We start from the raw sequence: 23,093 nt of genomic DNA on the forward strand, positions 1-23,093 counted from the left end.
TCGTCCGGCCGTACGACGGCGGAGGAGTGGAGCACGGCCCACCCGTCGCGGAGGAGCTGCCCACGGATCGCTTCCCGCGCGAGGCGTGCGGCGGCCAGGGCGAGGGGCTGTGCGTCGGTCCCGGCGAGGACGAGACGGCCGGCGGACGGTGTACTGCGGTACGCGGCACCCTCGCTCGGCGACGCGGCGATGATGTCCTCGCCGTCGCGCGCCACCAGCAGCAGGTGCTTCGCGTAGTCCACGGGCTCCGTTGGCCGGCCGTCGTGGACGAGACGGGTGATCTTCTCGTAGGCGTCCGGCTTGACGTCCGCGATCACCACGGCCCCGGCGCACACGGCGGCGGCATCCACCGACGCGGCCTTCCACCACGGACCGAAGTAGCGCAAGGTCCAGTCCGTGACCTCCGGCCGGTTACTGAGTACGGTGACGGCCGCCGCGGCGGCGTCGAGTCGGGTAGCGCTGATCATGTGGCGATCCTCTCGGTATGAGCAGGTAGATGGGCGTAGGCGTCGCGGAGACTGCTGGCCGCAGAATCCAGACGCAGGCGTTCGGAACGGGTGAGGGAAGGCAGGCACGGCAGGGCCTTGCCACCGGCGAAGCGCAACGGAATCCCGAGGAAGACGTCCCCGTATCGCACTGACAGCTCCTCGATGCCGTCGACCAGGCCGAGCGCCTTGCGGAGCGTGGACAGCACGGCGCCGGCGGGCCCGCAGCGGGTGCGTCCGATGCCAGTACGGATCAAGGCCGGCCGCCGCTGGAGGTCTTCCACGACGGTGCGCACCGGGATCGCGATCGGGCGGCTGCCGACGGTGGTCGTCGACGCGCACACCACGGCACGGTCGCCGTGCTCGCCGATCACGTGCCCGCGCACGAGGTCCGGGTGCACATGGGCATATCGGGCCAGCAGGAGCCGGTATCGGGCCGAGTCGAGGTTCGACCCAATCCCGAAGACCCTGGAGCAGGTCGACACCTCGGCGAACCGGCGGGCCATCAGGTCGACCGGGTTCGTCACGACGAGGACGGTTCCGCCGTACCCGCGCAGCTCCCGCGCCAGTGCGCCGAGAGCCGGCGCGTTCGCCGCCGCCCCGCCGCGCCGGATGTCCTGCCCGGCCGTGTTCTTGAAGTCGGTCCGCAGGGCGATCACGACCGCATCGCAGCCGTGGAGGTCGGCGACCTCACCGGCCTCGACCAGGGAGCGTGACCGGGCGGTGTGGGCGAGGTCCTGGAGGTCGGCGGCTAAGCCCTGTACCTGACCGGGCTGCCGGGACACGACGAGAAGCCGTTCGGGCAGACCAGCGGTAACCAGGCTCGCGGCGACGATCTGCCCGACCGCGCCCGCCCCAACGATCCCCACCACCGGGCCGCTCACCGAGCGCCCCTGGCGTTGTGCTCCACCTCGGAGAAGACAGCGTCCAGGAGCCGGGAGCCGGCCATCGACCCCACGAGGAGCGCGCTCACCCGGTCGACGACGCCGGCCACCGTACGGGCCTGCGCGACGAGGGACTGCTGATGAGGAGCCAGGGGGAGCCCCGGCGGCGCACTGAGGCAGGTGCTCAGGATGCTCACGGTGTCCATGAGCCACAGGACCAGGACCTCACGGAGCCGGGCCGCTCGTTTCTGCTCGGGCAGCGACGCGACGTGCCGAGCGAGCGTCGAGGCGACGCCTTGCACGATCCGCCGTCCGGCCTGCGGCTCCGGGTGCCCGACGGCGAGAAGGAGCGCCCGGTCGGTGAGCTTCGCGACGTCCGGGTGAGGCCCGGCCGCCCACCGCACCGCAAGGTCGATGAAGTTGAGTCGGGCGCCGTCGATGAAGACATGCTCCGGCTTGAGATCCCCGAACACCACAGTGTCCCGGCGGGATGAGACCGCAGAGCCCATCCGGAGCAGCCGCCACACCGTGCCCTGCACCAGTTCCACGACCTCCTGGCGCTCGTGCTCCGGGAACCCGCTGTCCCGACCGAGCGCCCTCAGATAGCTGTTGGTGCTCAGGCCGTTGAACTTCCGGCGGAAGACGCCGACGACAGACCGCTCACCGATCTGCGCAGCTCCTCGCAGGCACTCCGCACCGGCCGGGCCGTGCAGGTCGCCGAGGGCGAGGAGGACCGCGTCGAGGAGAGCCCCCGTCTCCCACGGACGTGCGGCCAGCTCGTCAGCCAGGGGCGTCCCCGCCGCGATCCGGGTAAGGAGGACGCCACCGTGCAGGCCGGCCGTCTCGCACACCCGAGGACAACCCAGCTTGCGCAGCGAATCCAGGTTCTGTGCCTCGCGGACCGTCAGCAGGTCGGGTCTCTGGACGTACGCGCGTTGCGCTTCCTGGACCTCCTCCCACGTACCCCCGGCGCCCCGCAGGATCGACACGAGCGACAGGCCCAGCCAGCTGTACTTTGCGATCAACTCCTCCCCGTCCACCGTGACCCGGCGGACGTACGACGTGACGCTCGGGCACTGCGGGCCGAGGGCTATCTCCTTGTCCGGCCACAGGTCTTCAACCGCGCGGGCGATGGCCCGCCGGCTCGCGGTGTGCAGCAGCACCATGTTCTCGCTCGTAGTGAGTGTCACTAGCCAACTCTCCTTTTGGGAGCGCGTTCCAGTGGTGTTGAACAGGCATGTCGCCCCTGCCTCCAGGTGGACGACGATGTCCCGCGCCTCATATGGCGAGGTCGTGCCAGGCGCAGGCGCCGATCCAGAGGCAGGCGAACAGTAGAAATCCGAAACAGCTCGGATGGGCCAGCACGCAGCCCCGGCCCTCAACGAGGCTGGGTTCCGGGGCTGGCGAACCCCCTCGCGGCTGACTGAGTTGGTCGGAGGCTCGGTGATCAAAGCGCGTACCGGCGACGGCACAGGTGCCTCCACGGATCGGTGGTGATTGACCCGTCCCGGCTGCGTGCGCGCGAGCAGCAACCGGGACGGGGGACCTTCAGGCCAGGTACGGGCCCTGGCTGTTGTAGCCGCGGATGAACGCCTCCAGGCGTCGAATGCACGGGAGACGGCAGTGGAGAGGGGCCTCGCCGTGCTCCAGGCTCTGTACCGGACCGATCCAGAGCACAGGCACGTCGGGCTCGTCGCAACGCCAGCACTGCCCCGTCGTCCACTCCCCGTTCACGGGCACGACCTCCTGCAAAAAGGGAGCAACGGCGCTAGGGGGTGGCTGAGCCCCGTCCGCTGGGTGACCCGTGGTCACTAAGCCTGCCCGCGCCGGTCAGCGGGGTCGCGGCTCCGGGTAGGTCTGGTGCGGCGGCGGCCGGCCGGGACACGCATCTTTGTGCACCACGATCACCCCGCCCGCGCCGGAGGCGCCGAAGGCCGGCATCTCCTTGCCCTGCCCCGGAAGCAGCACGCGTTGGCAGTAGTCACACAGCATCAGCACCCGCCCAGTCGTCGATGAACGGATCAGATGCCTCGCACGAGGCCCCGAACACGGGTGCCTCCTCAAACATCAGCAGCAAAGTCCGCGCCAGCGGAGGCACGACCAACAGGTCCAGCACACCGTCCTGAACGGGCAGGGACAGCAAATCCTCTGCAAGGGCTATCGTCTTGTCGACGACAGCAGCCAGTGCCCCGGGAGGGGCATCGGAGAACCGCGCCCGGGTCGCGTCCACCAATGCCTCCACGTGGCCGGTCAGCACCTCCCGAAGCCTTTCCACCTGCTCGACCGGAGGCTCCGCGTCACCGGACAGGACGCTGGTCGCCACCGCAGTTGCCTCGACGCAGGCGTGGCGGATCGCCTCCCTATCCATGGGCCACCGCCAACGCGTACCGGCCCACCATCACGGTCTGGGATACGGCTGCGGGAGAGCACAGCTCGCCTGCGGAATCCATCGGCACCGACCAGTACACCCGTGCCGTGTCAGCAGCGGACACTCCAGGCCGTGGGACACCCACCTCCGCGCCTCGTCCCAGACACACGGTGTCCGGGACAGCCCAGAGCCGTACCGCGCTGGCCGGAACCAGGGCGTAGTACAGGGCCGCGTACCGGTCACAGATCACGGGGCCGCCCATCAGGGCGTCAGCGAGGAACTGGTCCGGGTCCTGGCCCTCACCCCCCGCGGCGGCCCGGACAACGGAGGAGGGGATGCGCACGGCCGCGAACAGGGACCCGCACGGCAACATCGCGAAGGGGCGCTCGCGCCACTCTTCGCGCACCCGCCGCCGGTCCGGAACTGTAGATAACAGCCAGCGCTCGACGGCGAGCTGCCGTTCGGCTCCAGTGGTCAGCGTGGTCACGGCTTTCCCTTCCTCGGGCAGGTGAGGCAAGACCGGGGGAACCAGTGGACACGGTTCCCGTACACCTCTCGGATCCGCTGCCCGAGGTCCCGGAGCGCGCCGGTGCGCAGGCTGGCCCCGCAGAACACGCGGTGCACGCCGCGCTGCTGATGCGGGGACAGAGACTCGACGTCTGGCAGATCCACGTCCGCGGAATCAAGCCTCGTCATGCGAACGCCGAGGCAGGAAGGCGCATCGGATCACCCGGCCCGAACGCTGCGCCGAGCACGACGGGGTCGGTAAGCCTGCCCGAGCCGTCCGGCTCCTCCAGCCACCCCAGGCCGTCCACGTATCGCCCGGCCGGCGGGCAGCGGAGCGGCCAGCCCGCCACGTGGAGCGCAGTTGAGCCAGCCCTCCGGCAGCCCACGCCCGGTGAGTTCTAACCGGGTCAGGGGACGAGAGTGCCAGCCATTCCGATCCCGGATTGCTTGTCCGTGAAGCCATGACCAGCACGGTAGGGAGGACCATTGCGCTCGCACTCACCGATTGCTCGCGATTGCAGATGGACTCTCGCCGGTTGGGGCTCGTTGCTACGAGAGGTCCAACGACGCCCTCGCCCGGCCGATCAGACGCCGGGCCTGCTGGCCGTAGACCGCCGCTTCATCCATCCATGTCCAGGCCCGCTCGTACAGGGCAATGTTGTCGTCATCGTCCAGCCACAACTCCACATTGATGGTCTCCACGAGGACCAGCCACCGATCGTAGATCCAGAACCCATGTGTGGGCGGGCGGCGCAACTGCGCGCCGAACGGGACGATACCCAATTCGACAGTGTCCAGGCCGATCAGCCCCACCAGCCGCGCCAGCTGACCGATCATCACCTCGCGTGGGCAGGTGAGGACGTAGAGAGCGGCCTCCCACACCAGGAACCGGAACTTCCGGCCCGGCCGATACAGGTCTTCTTGACGCCTTATCCGGGCCCTGACGGCGTCCTCGATGTCGCGGGGGATCTGCCGGAACGCCGCGTTTGCCTCGAAGACATGGCGGGCGTAGTCGGGTGTCTGGAACACGCCGGGGATCCGGGAGACCTCTAGGCCGCGGATCGTCTCGGTGGCCGCGCTCTCTGCCACCCCCAGCTCCTGCCGGGCCCGGTGGCCACCGGCGAGCTGCCGACGCCACGAGCGGTACTGGGTCTCCAGCCCCGCCAGACGGGCTTTCAGCTCCGCCGTCAGGTCCTCGCGGCCGGCCGCCTGCGCCCATGCCGCGATGTCCGCTGGGGATGGCGTCTGCTTGCCGTTTTCCAGGCGCGACACCTTGGAGCGCTGCCACCCCAGAACGGCAGCGATTCCCTTACCGTCGAACCCGGCCTCGGTGCGCAGCTCACGAAGTCGCGCACCGAGGTTGATCCGGGCGGATTGAAAGTCCGTGCTCACACTGTGGAACGTACCGCCCCGGAGAACTCGGCGGTACGGATCGCGTCATGCCATGCCTTATCGCGTGCCTGGCAGGCCGCGAGTACTTCTGTCGGGTCCTCGGAGATCACGACTCCCACAGTGGTGTCGTCTTCGTCGAAGACGAATCGCATCAGGACACGGGAGTCGAACAGCCAGAAGTCCCAGTCCGGAAGACCCAGGCGAACCGCATCAACGCGCCGCAGGTTCCGAATGTCCTCCCCGGCCGCAACGTTGCTGGAGCAGTGGTCAACAGGAAGTGCTGCCCCTCGGCCGGAGGGTCATCGACCAGTCGGACTCGTTCGAACCGCCGCCCCTCCTCTGTCGCCGCCTGGACGTTGATCCGCCACTCGTCGAACGGCTCGGCCGCCACGTCCTGGCCAGCCAACCAGCGCTGCCACTTCGCACTGTTGCGGTCGGAGCCGTAGCCCTGCCTCGTCTCCAGCCGCCAGGCCGTGTGCCTGAACTCGTGCTGTGACCGGGATGGTTCACCGTGATCGGAAGGCGGCTCGTGGGACGAGCGCACGCGAAACGGCTGGTATTACTGGGGCATGCAGGAAGAAACCGCACGCTCCGCGATCGACACGTTCATCTCCGCGTTCAACGCCTCGGACGACAGCTATGTGACTGCCCTGCTCTCCCAGGCCCTGACCTCAGACGTGGTCTTCTGGGGACCGTTGGGTCGCAGCGAGGGAATCGCGGTGGTCGAGCGGTTCGTGCTGGACATCCGGCGCCACCCGGCGGGGACCGGCACGATGGTGCGCTGCTCAGCGGTGGACATGCCTGGCGAATGGGCCCGGTACCAGTGGGTCTTCACCACGCCTGATGGAGGCCCCCGCCTGGCGGGAACGGACGTCGTCCATCTGCGACGGAGCCTCATCGACCAGGTCATCGTCTTCGCGGGGGAGATCGAGCCGTCCGCCTCCTGAGTCATCCTTCTGTCGCTGTCCTTCTCCTGAACTTTCCCCTTCGGCGTTCGGGAGCTGCGGTTCGCGGTAGGTCAGGCTGCGGTGTTGAGGGGGCGTCCGCCCCAGCGGATGCCCTTTTCGCTGCGAATGCGGGCGCGTTCCTTGCGTTGGGCGGCGAGTACGTCGGGGTGGCGGGCGTTGGTGTTGCGCCAGCGCAGGTAGCGGTGCAGTGCCTGGGTTTGCGCGGGGTGGCTGCGGTGGTGGGAGTTGGCCAGGGTGAACTGCCGCAGCGGGCCGAAGTGGGCCTCGATCGGGTTGGCCCAGGAAGCGTAGGTCGGGGTGAAGCACAGCTCGACCTTGTTCTTCTTCGCCCAGCGGCGGATATCCGCCGCTGGGCGAAGAGGTTGTCCAGGATGATGTAGATCGGGGCGCCGTCGGGTCGGGCGGCGCGGATCGACTTGAGCGCGGCTGAAGTAGGTGACGCCGTGGGTGCGGCGGTAGGTCGCCGGCAGCCGGTTTGGCTTGCCCTGCTTCGCCCAGCAGGAGCCTGCGGTGGGCCGGATCCCCAGGGGCCCGAACTCGTCGAAGGCGAAGACCCGGTCCGGGAAGCGTTCCAGCACCTGCTCGATCCGGTCGAGCTTGGCGTCGCGATCAGGGGCGGGTGACTCCTTCCAGGTCTTGGTGCGCTGGAAGGTGATGCCGCGGCGCCGGAGCAGGCACCGTAAGGCTTCACGGCCGATGCGGATGACACGTCCGTGCACTTTCCGCAGGTAGGCGGCGAGTTTGCGGATCGACCAGCGGGTGAAGGGCTCGCCGAGCTTGCTGGGGCGAGTGGTGGCCGTCCGGATGACGAAGTCCTCGTCGTCACGACTGAGTAGGCGGGGACGGCCTCCCGCCCACTGAGGGTCCAGGCAGGTCAGGCCGATCGGTCGGGTAGGCCCGACGCATTACTGCGCCGGGCCCCCCTCAGAACCGGACGTGCGCCATTAAGCGCATCCGGCTCAAGCAGACCGCTGTGGGCGGCAGTTGTTTTGATTCTCATGGCTCCCGGCATGGAGCTGCCGATGGCAGCCGGCGTGCAGAAGTTCGAGATTCTTCCAAGCGGAGCCAGCGGCACCTGCGCCCGTCTTCTGGTGGACGCTGAGCGTACGGGAGCCGTATTCGAACCATCTCGCCCATTCTCGGACGTTGTCGGGCTCGTATTCCGCCCCCGCAACCAGATCCAGCCCGCACTGGGTACACAGTCCCCTCTGTCGCGCCGCAAGCCAGACATGAGACTTCTTGTCCGCCTGTGGGAACCCGCGCTTTTGGTCCCGTGCCGCCCAGTATTCGGTCAGCATTGGATCATCTTTGGACGATGTGCCCTTGACGATCACATGCCTGCTGATCCTGGTCCAAGAGAACTTGTGGACATGGAGGCCGCTACGGCGATCCCCGAATACCCACTTGTCCTTGCTGCCACTCTTGAACTGGCCCCAGTAGCGGTGGGCAATCCATCGCCAGCTTTTGTTCCTGTGGCCTGCTATGCCCCACCTCCGCAAGGCGGTAAAGACATAGTCGTCAAGATTATGGAATATCTCACTTGACACAACGGTACGATAGTAGGTCGCCCATCCTTTGATGAAAGGATTGAGCTGCCGGATTAAAGAATCTACCGACTCGCCCCGCCCATCCCGGACGATCTCCTTGATCTTGCGCCGCGCCTTCTCCACGGCACCCCTGCTCGGCTTGATGATCAGCTTTCCCTGATACCTTCGGATATTGAATCCGAGGAAGTCGAATCCGTCATCAACGTGGACCACGCGGGTCTTCTCGTCATTGAAGGCCAACCCCTTCGGCGCCAGCCAAAGGCCCAGTTGTCTCCTGACCTTTCCTGCCTGTTCCTCCGTGGCACAGAACACCGCGAAGTCGTCCGCATATCTCACCAGCGCAGGGGGCGGGTTCCTTACGCCCGCCCGACTTGTCGGGTCGACATCCGCCCCGATAGCCGTCGCCATCCCGTGCAGAGCGATGTTCAGCAGCAACGGGCTGATCACGCCGCCTTGCGGAGTGCCCTCCTCCGTCGGCGCGAACCTCCCCCTGTCCATCACCCCCGCCTTCAGCCAGCGCTCGACTGCCTCCCTCCCGGGAAACGTGCCGACCGCCTCCATCAGGCGCTCATGGTTGATGCGATCGAACGCTGCCGCCAAATCCGCATCCAGCACCCAGAGCCTCCTGGACGCCTTCTTCGAGGCCACATTGAAAATGAACCCGATCGCGTCATGGCAGCCTCGGCCCGGTCTGAACCCATAACTCCTGGCCTCGAACCGTGCCTCCCACTCAGGCTCCAGCGCGTTCTTCACGCGGGCCTGGTGGACTCGATCCCGGATCACCGGAATGCCAAGTGGCCGCACTTTCCCATTGGCCTTAGGGATGTATACACGCTTGACGGGCATGACTTCGAGCCCGGACTCGGCACTTATTTGCCGTACTAGCCTCGCCCGGTCCCTCGGATTCAGGGCACGCTCTCCATCTATCCCCGCCGTAGCCTTGCCGGAGCTTGTCTGCGTCACTCGCTTCACACTGACCAACGTGTTCGCGTGAGATCGCAGCATGAGCTTCTGAAGATTTCGAACCCTCTTCAGATCTCCAGCATTTGCCGCCTTGAAGATTCGCTGCCTGAGCTGCCTTACGCGTAGTTCAGCCCCGGCCCAGTCGATACTGTGCCAGTAGGCTGATAGTTCCGCGTCAATGCCTCCGTTTGCCGGGACGCGCGAGGCGTCACACGTATTTTTTCGGCTCATCCTCCCACCTCCTTTGCATCTAACTTGCAGCACTGTTCGGGTTGCTGTTCAGTTTCACTTCAAAGGTCCACCAGATTCGCGTCTGCACCCTTTCGGGTCCGAGCACGGGGCCCGGTATCCACCGAGTTATAACCGGCGAGGGAAGTCTCGTCTATCCGGTCTTTCCTCTGAGCTTTCGCCCCAGCGGCATTCGCTTCTCGAATCTTCCTGTTCCCGCAGCGGAGTTGGGCCCTCGTTGCCTCGGGCTTACCGGATAACCCTCCGGACCACTACGGGGTTACCGTGTTCCACACATCCAAGTTGCACCCAGCGAGCACGCCCTCTATGACCCGGGACAAGCGGTGATCATCGCCTCGGCGATAACGAACACCGAGGCCGCCTGATGCTTTGCAACATCCAGTCCTTCCGCCGCCGTTTACAGACCACAGACGCGGCGTCCACCTTACGAGCCGTAAATACAAGGGTTCACTCTCGTTCGTCCTGCTGGGCTTCCCCTGCTTGTAAGTCCGCGGTGGCCCCGCAGTCTCCTTGAGCAACTACCCCGGCTCAGCACCACGCCGTTACCAGCGTCGCGCCCGGGGTCGGGGACCGGTCCTTGATCACCGACCGGAAGAGCGGCTCCCTTCCCTTGCCTCTCTCACTTGGAATGTGCGACCTCACGTCGCACCGTTGAAGCGGTGGATCACATCGCGCACGGTGTCCTCGTCGGCCTGGACCAGCTGGGCGATCACCGGCACCCGGTTCCCACCCACCGAGGCGAGCAGCATCATCGCGCGCCGGTAGCGCACCGAACTCGTGCTACCCCGGCGCACGATCTGCTGCAGCTTCTGCCCCTCCTGGTCGGTCAGTCTGCGTACACGGACAGGCTCAGCCACCGCGCCTCCAGCGATCGGATCGGACGTCACCGCACATCCAACCGTCGCGACCACCAACCCGGCGAACCTTCCCGGTCAGAGCATTAGCGACTACTCGACCGCCTCATCCGTGAGCGTGACCCGGGCACCGTCGATCCCTCCGTACTCGCCGATCCACCGCCTGTACTTCCTCTCGGCCATCGCCCGGTCCCACCACCTTCCGCGCATGACGGGCCGGCCCCCGATCGACAATGCGACCTGGTGCCGGTCCTCGTCGGTAACGAGCTTGAGAGCTAAAGCGAGCAAGGCCGGAACTGCCCTCCACCTCCGGGCAACTCCCTGTATATACAAGGGTGCGAAGGGGACGAGGTGGTTTCAGTATGCAAGCGAGGAAACAGCAGGAGAAGCCCGGCCACTCCCAGCGCGACCCGGGCCCGGCCCGACGGTCCGGCAGCAAGGTGCTTGCGGCCTCCGCGGCCATGGCCCCGGAGGCCGTCACGGCCCTGCAGCGCACGGTCGGCAATGCGGCGACGACGCGCATGATCGCGGACCGCCGCCAGGCGGGTCCGGGGATCCAGCGGGCGGCGGACGGTCAGGCCGACACCCGACCGGTGAAACAACAGCTGGACAAGTACAACGTGCTGAACGTCTGCGCGGCCGGTGCGTTCGACGGGCCGTCCGTCACCCCGGGCCGACGGGCGGCCGACCTCCGGACCATCGTGTGGGAGAACCACTGGGCCGCCATCTCGGCGGTGTGCAAGAAGCACAAGTACACCATCGCGGTCCGGGAGACCGGGGAGTACTCGATCCGACGCATCGCGGAAGGCGCCAAGGCCAAGCCGCACACCATCCTGGAGAAGTCGATCAAGCCCGCCTCCGTCGGCAAGAAGTACGGCAACGGCCCCGGTCAGGTGCACGGCGACCCGGTGCACATCCTGGACTGGTTGGAGGCCAACGACCTGAGCGGCTTCGTCGGACACTGGAACGACCAGGGCCTGGCCGGCGTACGGATCGACAACCCACCCGACACTCTCGCCCCCGGCACCGTGCAGCAGGGCGCCCACGGTGAGAAGTACGTGCCGCTCGACATGGAGCAGGCGGGCGGCGGGCCGGCGATGGTGGCCCTGAAGACCGATCAGAACTGGAAAGAGTACCTCTACACCGGGGATTACGACCTCCACGAAGTGTATTCCGCACAGGGCGGCACGGGCGGCGGTCAGATCCCGGAGGCCACTCCGGAGAAGGCCAAGCTGCTCAACCGGCTCAACGACGGGATCGCCCGCAACTCCCAGGAGCAGGTGGTACGCAGCGGCTCGGTGGCCCTGGAGGACGGCCGGCTGCACACGCAGACCGGCTCCGACTACGCCATGTTCCAGCACGGCGACCAGGCCACCTACCGGATGAACCAGTACTTGGAGTCGGAGGTCGCCCGGCACGCGTCACAACTCGTACGGGCCGTGGCAACGGAGGCCGACGAGCCGCTGGCGTGGTGCCGGATGGGCCAGTGGTACGTGACCAGGACCCGCGCGGAGCACGCGGTGCTCCGCTCCCACTGGAAGCTGGCGACGCCCCACACCTGGGGCGCCGACGAGGTGGATCGCACCGCAGCCAACGGCTATCGCACGGCCCACTACACAGCCTGACCCCGCCGCTCCCGGAGCCGGAAGGCCCCTAGAGCCTGTTGCGAAAGTGGATCTTGGTCGCGAAATGATCACTCTGTGGCGCGCGGAGATCTGACGGACGAGCAGTGGGCCCGGCTGGAGCCGCTCTTGCCGGAGGGCAGGAAGTCTGGCCGGCCGCCGACATGGCCCAGGCGACAGCTGATCAACGGCATACGGTGGCGGACTCGGGCCGGGACCCCGTGGCGGGATGTGCCTGAGCGGTACGGTCCGTGGGACCGGGTCTACGACCTGTTCAGGCGCTGGCAGCGGGATGGGGCCTGGAAGCGGGATGGGGCCTGGAAGCGGATCTTCACCGAACTCCAGGCCCATGCGGACGCGAAGGACCTGATCGCTTGGGATGTGAGTATCGACTCGACGGTGTGCCGGGCCCATCAACACGCCCCTGGGGCAGTGAAAAGGGGGATCTCCAGAAGAAGCCGCCCGGCGGCGTCGAGACCGAACCGGACGACCACGGGCTCGGACGCTCACGGGGTGGGCTGACCACCAAGGTCCATCTTGCGGTCGAGCAGGGACAGAAGCCCACGTCGATCGTGATCACGGCCGGGCAGCGCGGGGATTCCCCGCAGTTCGAGCCGGTCCTGGAGCGTATCCGCGTGCCCCCGGCACCCGCTCCGGGATGCCCCGGTGCAGAGCGTTCTGCCCTCCGGGCATCCGCTGCCACCAAGTCCAACTCCACGTCTCCAGACGCCCTGTGAGACCCCTGTCGAGCTGCCACTGGTCAAGGACGACCACCGCGTCGTCCCGCTTGTGGAACCCCCGCACAACGCCGTCCAAGTGGATGACGTACACGACCCTCCCCAGCTCGGCCGCCTCCTCCAGGACACCACCGGCCTGATGGCCACCCCAAGGGACCGCTCGATGGTGTCCATCGCGTCGTCGTCGGCCTGCGGAAGCAGATGCCCGTACGTGTCGCTGGTCGTTTTGATCGACTCGTGTCCGAGACGCCGCTGCACATAGGTCAACGAGCGTCCGTCGCTGATGAGCACTGCGGCGTGAGAGTGCCGCAGGTCGTGCGGCGTCGGCGTTTTCTCCACGGGAAGCACGCCGTCTTTCTTCGCCCTCTCCACCGCCCGCGTCCACCGGTCGTAGAAGCTTGAGTAGTGCAGGCGCTCGCCCGAGTCGTTGGCCCAGAACAGCGAATCGCGGTCCAGCTGGTAGAGGCCCAGCTCCACGAAGGCGTCCAATACCGTCGAAGAGACCCGCAGCGTTCGCCGGCCTCGCCGCGACTTCGGCGTACCGAGGTAGTAGCCGCTCTTGCCGTCCCTCTTCCACGCCCGCCGAACACGGGCCTTCGGCCGGTCGGTGTCAGCGAGCAGCACACACATCGGTGCCAGCGCCGTCAGCTCGCTCCACCGCATACCGTCCCGTATTTCACGGTGGCGAGCAGCTGGTCACTGCGGCGGGTCAGGCAACTGATGATCCCCCGCGACCTCGTCCGGGGTCAGGAACTGGATGTCCTCCCCGTCCTCCGCGGTCGCCCCGGCGTCGTCGGTACGCGGCAGCCGGGTCAACTTGCAGGGGTTCCTGCCCCGCAGAGGCGGCTCGGCCCTGACCGCCTCCTCCAGGATGCTCGACAACAGCCCGTGCAGGTTCCGGATCGTCTTGGGGCTCATCTTGCGGAGCTTCGGCTTTCCATGCTTCGGCTTCTGGCCCTTGCTCACCATCGTCTGCTCCAGCTGCCGCACCCAGGGCCGGATCGTGTCCTGGCTGAAGTGCTCGGCCGACCGGACGTCGCACTGCGCGAACGTCGGCAGGATGTACGTCTCCAGCTCCCGCCGGATCGAATTGCGGTAGTGCTCCTCGATGCCGGTGCGATTCTCGACGCTCAGCAGCGCGTACTCCCGGAACCGGAACTTCGTGCACTCGCTCCTGCCGGCCGTGGTGATGTACCCAACGCCCTTGACCCAGCCCGACGGCCACTGCTGGTCCGCCTCGTTCACGGCGTCCTTGAAGACCTCCGCCGAGTCAACGTCGTCGAACCGCTCGCTTTGCAGGTCCCCGTCACGAGCGCCGCCCAGACGCCACTTGACCTGGTAGCTGGAGACCTCGCCGTGCTTGTCTCTCCGCGTTGCAACGTATGCCATGAGCCGACCGTAGGGAGTCGGTGCACCCGTGGTGCACCACGGGTGCACCCGTGACACGAAAGAGAGACACAGAGAATCAGCCGTATTTGCAGGTCAGGCAGCATGCGCGCGGTGGTGCCCGGAACCGGACTCGAACCGGTACGCCCCCGAGGGGCAGCGAGGTTTAAGCTCGCCGTGTCTGCATTCCACCATCCGGGCGTGGCGCGCGGCTCCGCGTTGGCACATGACCCTATCCGGGGGGCTCCCCCGATCGGCCGAACACTGGCTCGATGTTGTCTTATTTTATTGACCGTTTGAGGGTGCGTCAGCACACCTGAGAGGCATAGGCACACGCCTGACGGGGTTGTGGGCGTGGCGACCGGCAATCCGAATTGACGTGAATTCGCCGCACCCACACAGCCGATTCGCCAGGGGCGCGCCACGGATCGCCAGGGGCGCGCCACCCCTACCGGGTGACGGTGTCGTGCACACAGCGCGGGACCGGGTGCCTGCCCAGGGCCTCCGGGTCCTTCAGGACCGCACTTGTGATCATGAACACGGTTCTCTCACCCGGCAGCAGGGCCACGAGGATGCCGCCCTCCTCGTGGCCCCGCCGATCCGGTTCTCCGCGCCTGCGCGCTTGCCGACGGGCAGGTCCTTGGCCCACCGGAAGCGGACCCGGCCCACCCTGGAAATGCTGACCTGCCCCCAGCGGCGTTGTACGCGGGTGATGTTCAGGTCCCGGCCTTGCGGGAAGTCCACGGACATCACCGTGTGCAGGCCCATGAAGTTCGGGGCGCATGATTCGAGGACGCGGTGGCCCGGCTGGTCCCGCGCGGGTCGACGGCCGCGCCGTGGCAGGACGGCCCACCGGCGGCGTCACCCGTCTCAGGAGCAGTCGCCCGACCGCTTCTCAGCTGCGGTGTCATACCGCCTCTCAGGGGCGGTGTCATACCGCAGGAGGACGCGAGGGCCCGCCGGTGCGACTCAAGGCGGCCCCAGGAACGGGCACCGGGGCTGACGATCCGCGGCGAAGCGGCGGAGACGATGGAGGAGTGCCATCGCGAAAGGCGCCGCCCCGGCGGCGCCTTCCCTCCGGCCCCGGACCGAAGGTCCTTCCGTCCCGTACGAACCTGACCCTGGAGTCTCCCGTGACCACCATGACCACCGCTCACCGCGCCACCGCGGTGGCTGCCCGCGCCACGGAACTGTCGAAGGTCTACGGAGAGGGCGAGACCAAGGTGACCGCGCTGGACCGGGTCACCGTGGACTTCCCGCAGGGCGAGTTCACCGCGATCATGGGCCCGTCGGGTTCCGGCAAGTCCACGCTGATGCACTGCGTGGCCGGTCTCGACAGCTTCAGCAGCGGATCGGTGCGGATCGGCGAGACGGAGCTGGGGTCCCTCAAGGACAAGCAGCTCACCCAGTTGCGACGGGACAAGATCGGATTCATCTTCCAGGCGTTCAACCTGCTGCCGACGCTGACGGCGCTGGAGAACATCACGCTGCCGATGGACATCGCCGGCCGCAAGCCCGACCAGGACTGGCTGCACAAGGTCATCGACATGGTGGGCCTCTCCGACCGGCTGAAGCACCGGCCCACCGAGCTCTCCGGCGGCCAGCAGCAGCGCGTCGCGGTGGCCCGCGCCCTGGCCTCGCAGCCGGAGATCATCTTCGGTGACGAGCCGACCGGGAACCTGGACTCGCGCTCCGGCGCCGAGGTCCTCGGCTTCCTGCGCAACTCGGTGCGCGAGCTGGGCCAGACCGTGGTGATGGTGACCCACGACCCGGCGGCCGCCTCCTATGCGGACCGGGTGATCTTCCTCGCGGACGGGGCGATCGTGGACCAGATGATGCATCCCACCGCGGACGGGGTGCTGGACCGGATGAAGGCGTTCGACGCCAAGGGCCGCACCAGCTGAGCCCCGGGCCCTCACCCGGGCCCCGACGTCGCACCGCCTCGTGCCGCGCGGTGCCTGACCCATGCCCCTTTCCGGAACCCCTCCCCTCCCAGGACTGACAGCCATGTTCCGTACCGCCCTGCGCAATGTGCTCTCGCACAAGGCCAGGCTGCTGATGACCGTCCTCGCCGTGATGCTCGGCGTGGCCTTCGTCTCCGGCACTCTGGTCTTCACCGACACCCTCGGAAACGCCTTCCGCAACCAGTCGGCGAAGAACTACGACGACGTCGCCGTCGCGGTCACCACCTACGCCGACCGGCGCGACGCGGAGACGCGCGGCGTCGACACCGCCACCCTGAAGAAGATCCGGGGCCTGGACGGGGTGGAGAGCGCCACCGGCCGGGTCTCCGGCTTCGCCGGGGTCGCCGACCCGGACGGCAAGCTGATCGGCAACGGCTGGTCCAACACCGGCGCCAACTTCTCGCCCGGCAAGGGCGGCAAGGACGCGCAGTACGCCTTCAGCGACGGCACCGGACCGACCGCGGCCGGCCGGATCGCCCTGGACGAGGACACCGCGAAGAAGGGCGAGTACAAGGTCGGCGACAAGGTACGGGTCGCCACGAACGGGCCGGTGAAGGAGTACACCCTGTCCGGGGTCTTCACCACCGAGGACGGCGCGGTCAACGCCGGCGGCAGCCTGGTGCTCTTCGACACCGAGGTCGCCCAGAAGCTGTTCCTCAGGCCGGGCGAGTTCCAGGACGTCTCCGTCACCGCCGCGGCCGGCGCCTCCGACCAGCAGCTGCTGGCGGCGGTGAAGCCGCTGCTGCCCAAGGACGCACAGGCCAAGACCGGCAAGGTGCGCGCCGATGAGCAGGCCAAGCAGATCGAGTCCGGCCTGAGCAGCCTCAACAAGGTGCTGCTCGCCTTCGCGGGCATCGCCCTCTTCGTCGGCATCTTCCTGATCGCCAACACCTTCACCATGCTGGTCGCCCAGCGCACCAAGGAGCTGGCGCTGCTGCGTGCCGTCGGCGCCTCGCGCCGCCAGGTCAAGCGTTCGGTGCTGCTCGAAGCCGCCGTGGTCGGTGCGATCGCGTCCGTCATCGGCTTCGTGCTGGGCCTCGGTCTCGCCATCGGGCTGCGCTCCGCGATGAGCCTGATCGGCGGCAAGATCCCGGCCGGTCCGCTGGTGGTCTCCCCGACCACCGTCGCCGCCGCCTTCGGCGTCGGCGTCCTGATCACCGTGCTGGCCGCCTGGCTGCCCGCCCGCCGGGCCGCGAAGATCCCGCCGGTCGCGGCGATGAACAGCATGTACTCGGCGGCCACCGTGAAGTCCCTGGTGCTGCGCAACTCGATCGGCGCGGTCATCACCCTGCTCGGCGCGGCGGCGATCGTGGCCGGTGCGTCGCAGTCCGGAAACAGTGCCCAGGCCGCCATCGCGGCCGGTGCCTTCCTGGCGCTGATCGGCGTCATCATCCTCATCCCGCTGCTGTCCCGCCCGGTGATCGCCCTGGTCCGCCCGCTGCTGCAGCGGCTGTTCGGGGTCTCCGGCAAGCTCGCCGCACAGAACGCGGTCCGCAACCCGCGGCGCACCGGTGCCACCGCCTCCGCGCTGGCGATCGGTCTCACCCTCGTCACCGGCATCTCGGTCCTCGGCGTCACGCTCGGCCAGGCGGTCGACCGGATGACGACGGACAACGTCAAGGCCGACTACATGGTCTCGATGGCGAGCGGGGACTCGCTCGACGAGTCGGCGCTCACCGCCCTGGAGAAGGCCGACGGCGTCACCGCCGTCTCGCCCACGCAGTCCGTCTGGCTGACGGTCGGCAAGGCCAACCTCTCGGCGTCCGGCGTCACCCCCGGCGCTGTGCAGAAGGTCCTCAACGTCGACACCCTCTCGGGCTCGATGGACTCCCTGGGCAGCGACGGGATCGCCGTCTCGGAGAAGACCGCGAAGTCGAACGGCTGGAAGACCGGGGACAGCGTCCCGGTCACGTACGAGGACAACAAGAAGGAGAACCTGAAGGTCGGCGCGCTCTACAAGGACAACGACTTCCTGTCCCAGGTCCTGATCCCCCGCGAGAAGGTGGCCCCGCACGAGGGCCGTGCGGACATCCGCGAGATCTGGGTGAAGACGGACGGCGGCGCGAGCGCGGCCAACGAGCAGGCCGTGGTGGACGCGCTGGGTGACAACCCGGGCATGAGCGTCATGGACCGCCAGGACATCCGGGACATGTTCGGCGGCACCATCAACCTGATGATGAACATCATGTACGGGCTCCTGGCGATGGCACTGATCATCGCGGTGCTCGGGGTCGTCAACACCCTGGCCATGTCGGTCTTCGAACGGCAGCAGGAGATCGGCATGCTGCGGGCGATCGGCCTGGACCGGCGCAAGGTCAAGCGCATGATCCGGCTGGAGGCCGTGGTCATCTCGCTGTTCGGCGCGCTGATCGGGATCGGGCTCGGCCTGTTCCTCGGCTGGGCGATCGGGCAGGCCGCGTCGTCCCAGATCCCGCAGTACGCCCTGGTCGTGCCGTGGGGCCGGATCGCGCTCTTCCTGCTGCTGGCCGGGCTGGTGGGGGTGCTGGCCGCGATGTGGCCGGCCCGCAACGCCGCCAAGCTCAACATGCTGACGGCCATCAAGACCGAGTAGCGCCACACGGCACACGACAGAGGGCCGGTACCCGCCAACCGCGGGTACCGGCCCTCTGTCGCGTCCCGTCCGGCTCAGCCGGTCGCGGACGCCTTCCAGTCGCGGGCGCGCAGTGGCATCCGGGCGGAACCGCCCTGGGCCGGCCGCACCGCCAGGATCTGGTTGACGCCGATCTTGTTGTGCTCGAAGGAGAGCGCGGAGGCGGCCATGTAGAGCCGCCAGACCCTGGCCCGGCCGGGCGAGGTCATCTTCACCGCGAGGTTCCAGTCCTTCTCCAGGTTGGCGACCCAGCGGCGCAGGGTCAGTGCGTAGTGCTCGCGGAGCGACTCGACGTCACGGGCCTCGAAGCCGGCCTCTTCGAGGGTCGCGACGGTCCGGCCCAGCGGGGCCAGCTCGCCGTCCGGGAAGACATAGGCGTCGATGAACTCGTCCACGTGGTACGCGGACTCGTCCTTCTCCGGGCGGCGGGCGATCTGGTGGTTGAGGAGGCGCCCGCCGGGCTTGAGGAGCGCGTAGACGTCGTCGGCGTACTCGCGGTAGCGGACCGAGCCGACGTGCTCCGCCATGCCGATGGAGGAGATGGCGTCGTACGGGCCGTCCCTGACGTCCCGGTAGTCCTGGACCCGGATCTCGATCCGGTCGGTCAGTCCCTCTTCGGCGATGCGCTTCCTGGCGAAGGCGGCCTGTTCGGTGGAGAGGGTCACGCCGGTGACCCGGGCGCCGTACTCGCGGGCCGCGTGAATGGCCATGGAGCCCCAGCCGCAGCCGACGTCCAGGAGGCGGTCCCCCTCCTTCAGGGCGAGCTTGCGGCAGACCAGGTCGAGCTTGTCGCGCTGGGCGTCCTCAAGGTTCCCGCCGTCCTCCCAGTAGGCGCAGGAGTAGACCATGGACGGGCCGAGGACCAGTTCGTAGAAGTCATTGCCCACGTCGTAGTGGTGGCTGATGGCCTCCTTGTCACGGCGTTTGGTGTGCAGGGCACCGGTGCGGCGGCGTACCTCCTCCGGCGGTGGAGGGGGCGGGGGCCAGGGACCGGCCAGTTGCAGCAGCCCCTTGGCCGCTGCTCGCAGTTTCGGGTCGCGGACCGGGTGGACGCTGTCCTTCGCCTCCGCACCGCGGTCCCAGATCAGCCCGGCCACCAGGTCCAGGGCCTCGTACAGATCGCCTTCGATGTCGATTTCCCCGGCCACCCAGGCGCGGGCGAGGCCCAGTTCGCCCGGCTTCCACAGCAGCCGGCGCAGGGCGCGACGGTTCCTGATGACGAGGGCGGGGGCACCCGGCGGTCCGGATTCGCTGCCGTCCCAGGCCCGGATGCGGACCGGTAGGGGTTCTCCCAGCAACTCCTGGGCGAGAGCGGTCAGCCGCAACGCGGCGTCTGCCATGGCGCACACCTCCGTGATGGTGTTTCCCAACGTGCCCAGACATGCCCACACATGTCTCGGACCACGCCCCGGCACCCGTTGGCGCCGCGGCGAGGTACACCCCCCTTAACAGTTTCCGGCGGCCCGGCCATCCCGCTACTGCGCAACGGAACGGCAAAATACCTGTAGAGGCCATGCATCCGCCGGGCCACTGGCCCCGGTCCCCCTGTACGGTGCTCCGCCCCGACCCGTCCCGATACGCCGAAGGGGCCGCCCGCACCACGGATGGCGGACGGCCCCTTCGGGCGTTGTGCGACTGCTCTGCACGGATACGGGTATCCGCGGGCGGACCGGGAGGTGCTGGGCCTCCGGTCCCGGGTGCGCGCTAGGAGGCCTTGGCCTTCTCGCCCACCGGCTGGGCGGCGGCGGGGGCCGGCTTGGCGGCCTCGTAGAACTCCTCGCGCGGCGTCTCCATGGCGCCGAGCGAGACGACCTCGCGCTTGAGGAACATCGCGAGGGTCCAGTCGGCGAAGATCCGGATCTTGCGGTTCCACGTCGGCATCGCCATGCCGTGGTAGCCACGGTGCATGTACCAGGCGAGGCGGCCCTTGAACTTGATCTTCATCTTGCCCACGACGATCATCGCGACGCCCTTGTGCAGGCCCAGACCGGCGACCGCACCCTTGTTGGCGTGGCTGTAGTCGGCCTGCGGGAAGCCGCGCATCCCGGAGATGACGTTGTCGCCGAGGACCTTGGCCTGACGCAGTGCGTGCTGGGCGTTCGGCGGGCACCAGGCGTTCGGGTTGCCGGCCTTGCGGCCGACCAGGTCCGGGACCTGGGCGTTGTCGCCCGCGGCCCAGATGTAGTCGGTGCCCTGCACCTGGAGCTTCTCGGAGGTGTCCACGTGACCGCGGGGGCCGAGCGGCAGGCCGAAGCGGGCCAGCGCCGGGTTCGGCTTCACGCCGGCCGTCCACACGATGGTGTTGGAGTCGACCTCCAGGCCGTTCTTCAGCACCACGTGACCGTCGACGCAGGAGTCCATGGAGGTCGAGAGGAAGACCTCGACACCGCGGGACTCCAGGTGCTCCCGGCCCCAGGTGCCCAGCTTCGGGCCGACCTCGGGAAGGATCTTGTCGGCGGCGTCGACGAGGACGAAGCGCATGTCCTCGCGCTTCACGTTCGTGTAGTACTTCGCCGCGTCGCGGGCCATGTCCTCGACCTCGCCGATGGTCTCCGCACCGGCGAACCCGCCGCCCACGAAGACGAAGGTGAGCGCCCGGCGGCGGACATCCTCATCGGTCGTCGAGTCGGCCTTGTCCAGCTGCTCGAGAACGTGGTTGCGCAGGCCGATGGCCTCCTCGATGCCCTTCATACCGATGCCCTGTTCGGCAAGGCCGGGGATCGGGAAGGTACGCGAGACGGCGCCCATCGCGATGACCAGGTAGTCGAAGGGCAGCTCGTAGGCCTCGCCGACGAGCGGCGCGACCGTGGCGACCTTGCGGTCCTGGTCAATGGTCGTGACGCGGCCGGTGAGGACCTCGGCCTTCGGCAGCACGCGTCGCAGCGGGACGACGACATGCCGAGGCGAGATGCTGCCGGCAGCAGCTTCGGGGAGGAAGGGCTGGTAGGTCATGTACGACCGGGGGTCGACGACCGTGACGGTCGCCTCTCCGTAGCGCATCTTCTTCAGGATGCGCCGAGCTGCGTACAGGCCTACGTACCCACCGCCTACTACGAGGATCCTGGGACGCTCCGTGGTGCTCATGCCATCGAGTATCCACCCCTCTCGGAGGGAGGGCTCGTGAGCCCCTTCACAAGGTATCCCCCACCCTCTGCTACACTTCGCCGCCCACGTGACCCAGGTCATGATCCCGGAAGGGAACCACGACGCTGTGGCGAACGTTGTTCACCGCTTGTGAGCTGGCCCTTGAGCCGCCGAGCGAGGTGGACCACCCCCTTGGTTCACACTCCCGCAACACCCCCGGAACCGCCCCGTTCGCGTCGCGAGTGACCCCGCACACCCTCCCGGAGGCCCGTCCGGAGCAGAAGTACGCCCCCAGGGGTCCAATTCCTTGTGAAGAAGTTCACGAACTTCGTCGCGGCGGGTCTCGGAAGGGGTCCCCGGGCGGCCCTCAGCGACTCAAAGGTGCAGGCAGGAATGCGTATGAGCAACGTTCCGGCGCCTCCCCGCACCCGGCCCCCGGAGCCCCGCGCGGGGGCCTCAGGGGGCGCTGTGCGGCGCCGGCCCCCGAGGGGCGCGCTACGCGATGGACCAGCCGATCCCGTCAAGGATGTCGTGCTCGCTGACGACCACCTCATGGGCCCCGGTCCGCTCCATGACGGCCAGCAGGATCAGCGCCCCGGAGGCGATCACATCGACCCGTCCCGGATGCATCGCGCCGATCGCGGCGCGCTCGGCGTGGGTCGAGGCGAGCAGCCGGTCGGCGATCTCCCGGACCTGCTCCAGGGAGACCCGGGAGTGGTGGATCGCCGCGGAGTCGTACGCGTCCAGGCCCAGCGCGATCGCGGCCACGGTGGTGACGGTGCCGGCGAGCCCCACGAGCGTGCCCGCCCCGGTGAGCGGGACGCTCTGCCCGGCCAGGTCCAGGGCGGCGGCGACGTCCGCGCGGATCGCGTCGGCCGCGTCCGGCGTGGGCGGGTCGACGACCACGCCGTCCCGCGCGAGATGGCGCTCGGTCATCCGGACGCAGCCGATGTCCACGGACCGGGCGGCCCGCACCCGGTCGTCGCCGAGGACGAACTCGGTGGAGCCGCCGCCGATGTCCACGACGAGGTACGGCTTGGCGAGGTCGTCGCGGCCGGTGAGCTCCTTGGTGGCCCCGTCGAAGGAGAACTCGGCCTCCTGGTCGCCGCTGATCACCTCGGGCTCGACGCCCAGGATGTCCAGCACCCCGCGGACGAACTCGTCCCTGTTCTCCGCGTCCCGGGAGGCGGAGGTGGCGACGAAGCGGACCTTCTGCGCGCCGTGCTCCTTGATCACCGCCGCGTACTGCCGGCAGGCGGCGAACGTCCGCTCCAGCGCCTCGGGGGCGAGCCGTCCGGTCCGGTCGACGCCCTGCCCGAGCCGGACGATCTCCATCCGCCGGTCGAGCTCGGTGAGCTCCCCCGTGCCGGGGTCGGCGTCCGCCACCAGCAGGCGGATCGAGTTGGTACCGCAGTCGATGGCGGCCACGCGCGTCATGAAGTACTCCTCATTCAAGCCCCTCCGATTGCGGA

Annotated in this window: 17 protein-coding genes, 1 tRNA gene and 4 pseudogenes; 5 read left to right on the forward strand and 17 right to left on the reverse strand. The window is 68.2% G+C overall.

Features of this window, described 5'->3' with window-relative positions; all coding sequences use genetic code 11:
* From J1C73_RS28385 to J1C73_RS36125, 8 genes and pseudogenes are all read right to left on the reverse strand, one after another.
* Positions 1–467, reverse strand: a pseudogene (locus J1C73_RS28385) (hypothetical protein); the annotation flags it as partial.
* Positions 464–1,369: a lactate/malate family dehydrogenase gene (locus J1C73_RS28390; protein WP_207318879.1), complete on the reverse strand. Its 906-nt coding sequence runs from the start codon at positions 1,367–1,369 to the stop codon at positions 464–466. The gene J1C73_RS28390 and the pseudogene J1C73_RS28385, both read right to left, overlap by 4 nt.
* The gene (locus tag J1C73_RS35815) at positions 1,366–2,559 is read right to left on the reverse strand and encodes a hypothetical protein (RefSeq protein WP_207318880.1); all 1,194 of its coding nucleotides are present in this window, start codon (positions 2,557–2,559) and stop codon (positions 1,366–1,368) included. The genes J1C73_RS28390 and J1C73_RS35815 overlap by 4 nt, the downstream gene beginning before the upstream one ends.
* A gap of 358 nt (positions 2,560–2,917) precedes the next feature.
* A complete protein-coding gene (locus tag J1C73_RS28400; RefSeq protein ID WP_242644828.1) occupies positions 2,918–3,109 on the reverse strand; it encodes a hypothetical protein in 192 nt (63 codons plus the stop codon).
* A gap of 241 nt (positions 3,110–3,350) precedes the next feature.
* Positions 3,351–3,737: a DUF6415 family natural product biosynthesis protein gene (locus J1C73_RS28405; protein WP_207318881.1), complete on the reverse strand. Its 387-nt coding sequence runs from the start codon at positions 3,735–3,737 to the stop codon at positions 3,351–3,353.
* The gene (locus J1C73_RS28410; RefSeq protein WP_207318882.1) at positions 3,730–4,224 is read right to left on the reverse strand and encodes a hypothetical protein; all 495 of its coding nucleotides are present in this window, start codon (positions 4,222–4,224) and stop codon (positions 3,730–3,732) included. The genes J1C73_RS28405 and J1C73_RS28410 overlap by 8 nt, the downstream gene beginning before the upstream one ends.
* A gap of 569 nt (positions 4,225–4,793) precedes the next feature.
* Positions 4,794–5,636: a helix-turn-helix domain-containing protein gene (locus J1C73_RS28415; protein ID WP_207318883.1), complete on the reverse strand. Its 843-nt coding sequence runs from the start codon at positions 5,634–5,636 to the stop codon at positions 4,794–4,796.
* Positions 5,633–6,180: pseudogene (locus J1C73_RS36125) on the reverse strand (DUF6879 family protein). The gene J1C73_RS28415 and the pseudogene J1C73_RS36125 overlap by 4 nt, the downstream one beginning before the upstream one ends.
* 25 nt (positions 6,181–6,205) lie before the next feature.
* On the opposite strand from J1C73_RS36125, the gene J1C73_RS28420 reads away from it, so the two are divergent.
* Complete coding sequence (locus J1C73_RS28420) at positions 6,206–6,583, forward strand: nuclear transport factor 2 family protein (protein ID WP_207318884.1); 378 nt, start codon at positions 6,206–6,208, stop codon at positions 6,581–6,583.
* Positions 6,584–6,654: 71 nt separating this feature from the next.
* Here J1C73_RS28420 and J1C73_RS28425 read toward each other — a convergent pair.
* The 3 genes and pseudogenes from J1C73_RS28425 to J1C73_RS28435 form a co-directional block, all read right to left on the reverse strand.
* Positions 6,655–7,488, reverse strand: a pseudogene (locus tag J1C73_RS28425) (transposase); the annotation flags it as partial.
* 75 nt (positions 7,489–7,563) lie between these two features.
* Complete coding sequence (gene ltrA, locus J1C73_RS28430) at positions 7,564–9,345, reverse strand: group II intron reverse transcriptase/maturase (RefSeq protein WP_207318885.1); 1,782 nt, start codon at positions 9,343–9,345, stop codon at positions 7,564–7,566.
* Positions 9,346–10,013: 668 nt separating this feature from the next.
* Positions 10,014–10,220, reverse strand: a pseudogene (locus tag J1C73_RS28435) (helix-turn-helix domain-containing protein); the annotation flags it as partial.
* Between the two features lie 359 nt (positions 10,221–10,579).
* Between J1C73_RS28435 and J1C73_RS28440 the strand changes: the two are divergent.
* Together J1C73_RS28440 and J1C73_RS28445 are read left to right on the forward strand one after the other, a co-directional pair.
* Positions 10,580–11,842: a hypothetical protein gene (locus J1C73_RS28440; RefSeq protein ID WP_207318886.1), complete on the forward strand. Its 1,263-nt coding sequence runs from the start codon at positions 10,580–10,582 to the stop codon at positions 11,840–11,842.
* A 75-nt stretch (positions 11,843–11,917) separates the two neighbouring features.
* Positions 11,918–12,361, forward strand: coding sequence for an IS5 family transposase (locus J1C73_RS28445; RefSeq protein WP_307797816.1), 444 nt, complete (start codon positions 11,918–11,920; stop codon positions 12,359–12,361).
* Here the strand turns inward: J1C73_RS28445 and J1C73_RS35225 are convergent.
* The 3 genes from J1C73_RS35225 to J1C73_RS28455 form a co-directional block, all read right to left on the reverse strand.
* Positions 12,346–13,200 carry a site-specific integrase gene (locus J1C73_RS35225; protein ID WP_307797817.1) on the reverse strand — a complete coding sequence of 285 codons (855 nt, stop codon included), beginning with the start codon at positions 13,198–13,200 and terminating at the stop codon, positions 12,346–12,348. The genes J1C73_RS28445 and J1C73_RS35225 overlap by 16 nt on opposite strands.
* Before the next feature lie 72 nt (positions 13,201–13,272).
* Positions 13,273–13,965 (reverse strand): site-specific integrase, encoded by a 693-nt coding sequence (locus J1C73_RS35230; RefSeq protein WP_242644830.1) that lies wholly within the window; start codon positions 13,963–13,965, stop codon positions 13,273–13,275.
* Between the two features lie 112 nt (positions 13,966–14,077).
* Positions 14,078–14,163, reverse strand: a tRNA-Leu gene (locus J1C73_RS28455).
* Between the two features lie 932 nt (positions 14,164–15,095).
* Here J1C73_RS28455 and J1C73_RS28460 point away from each other — a divergent pair.
* Positions 15,096–15,866 (forward strand): ABC transporter ATP-binding protein, encoded by a 771-nt coding sequence (locus J1C73_RS28460; RefSeq protein WP_123459750.1) that lies wholly within the window; start codon positions 15,096–15,098, stop codon positions 15,864–15,866.
* Between the two features lie 103 nt (positions 15,867–15,969).
* Entirely contained in the window at positions 15,970–18,498 is a 2,529-nt protein-coding gene (locus J1C73_RS28465) for an ABC transporter permease (protein ID WP_207318887.1), read from the forward strand.
* 74 nt (positions 18,499–18,572) lie between these two features.
* Here the strand turns inward: J1C73_RS28465 and J1C73_RS28470 are convergent, their stop codons facing one another.
* The 3 genes from J1C73_RS28470 to J1C73_RS28480 form a co-directional block, all read right to left on the reverse strand.
* Positions 18,573–19,877 (reverse strand): class I SAM-dependent methyltransferase, encoded by a 1,305-nt coding sequence (locus tag J1C73_RS28470; protein WP_207318888.1) that lies wholly within the window; start codon positions 19,875–19,877, stop codon positions 18,573–18,575.
* 364 nt (positions 19,878–20,241) lie between these two features.
* Complete coding sequence (locus tag J1C73_RS28475) at positions 20,242–21,621, reverse strand: NAD(P)/FAD-dependent oxidoreductase (protein ID WP_207318889.1); 1,380 nt, start codon at positions 21,619–21,621, stop codon at positions 20,242–20,244.
* Between the two features lie 495 nt (positions 21,622–22,116).
* On the reverse strand, positions 22,117–23,058 hold the full coding sequence (locus tag J1C73_RS28480) for a Ppx/GppA phosphatase family protein (protein WP_207318890.1): 942 nt from the start codon (positions 23,056–23,058) through the stop codon (positions 22,117–22,119).
* Between the last annotated feature and the right edge of the window lie 35 nt (positions 23,059–23,093).

Source organism: Streptomyces laculatispora, assembly GCF_017353455.1.
Lineage (GTDB): Bacteria > Actinomycetota > Actinomycetes > Streptomycetales > Streptomycetaceae > Streptomyces > Streptomyces laculatispora.

Bases quoted from the DNA above. Each gene is read 5' to 3' on its own strand.
- J1C73_RS28420 (WP_207318884.1), top strand. From the start codon at position 6,206: ATGCAGGAAGAAACCGCACGCTCCGCGATCGACACGTTCATCTCCGCG.
- J1C73_RS28475 (WP_207318889.1), bottom strand. From the start codon at position 21,621: ATGAGCACCACGGAGCGTCCCAGGATCCTCGTAGTAGGCGGTGGGTAC.
- J1C73_RS35230 (WP_242644830.1), bottom strand. From the start codon at position 13,965: ATGGCATACGTTGCAACGCGGAGAGACAAGCACGGCGAGGTCTCCAGC.
- J1C73_RS28440 (WP_207318886.1), top strand. From the start codon at position 10,580: ATGCAAGCGAGGAAACAGCAGGAGAAGCCCGGCCACTCCCAGCGCGAC.
- ltrA (WP_207318885.1), bottom strand. From the start codon at position 9,345: ATGAGCCGAAAAAATACGTGTGACGCCTCGCGCGTCCCGGCAAACGGA.
- J1C73_RS28465 (WP_207318887.1), top strand. From the start codon at position 15,970: ATGTTCCGTACCGCCCTGCGCAATGTGCTCTCGCACAAGGCCAGGCTG.
- J1C73_RS28480 (WP_207318890.1), bottom strand. From the start codon at position 23,058: ATGACGCGCGTGGCCGCCATCGACTGCGGTACCAACTCGATCCGCCTG.
- J1C73_RS28405 (WP_207318881.1), bottom strand. From the start codon at position 3,737: ATGGATAGGGAGGCGATCCGCCACGCCTGCGTCGAGGCAACTGCGGTG.
- J1C73_RS28470 (WP_207318888.1), bottom strand. From the start codon at position 19,877: ATGGCAGACGCCGCGTTGCGGCTGACCGCTCTCGCCCAGGAGTTGCTG.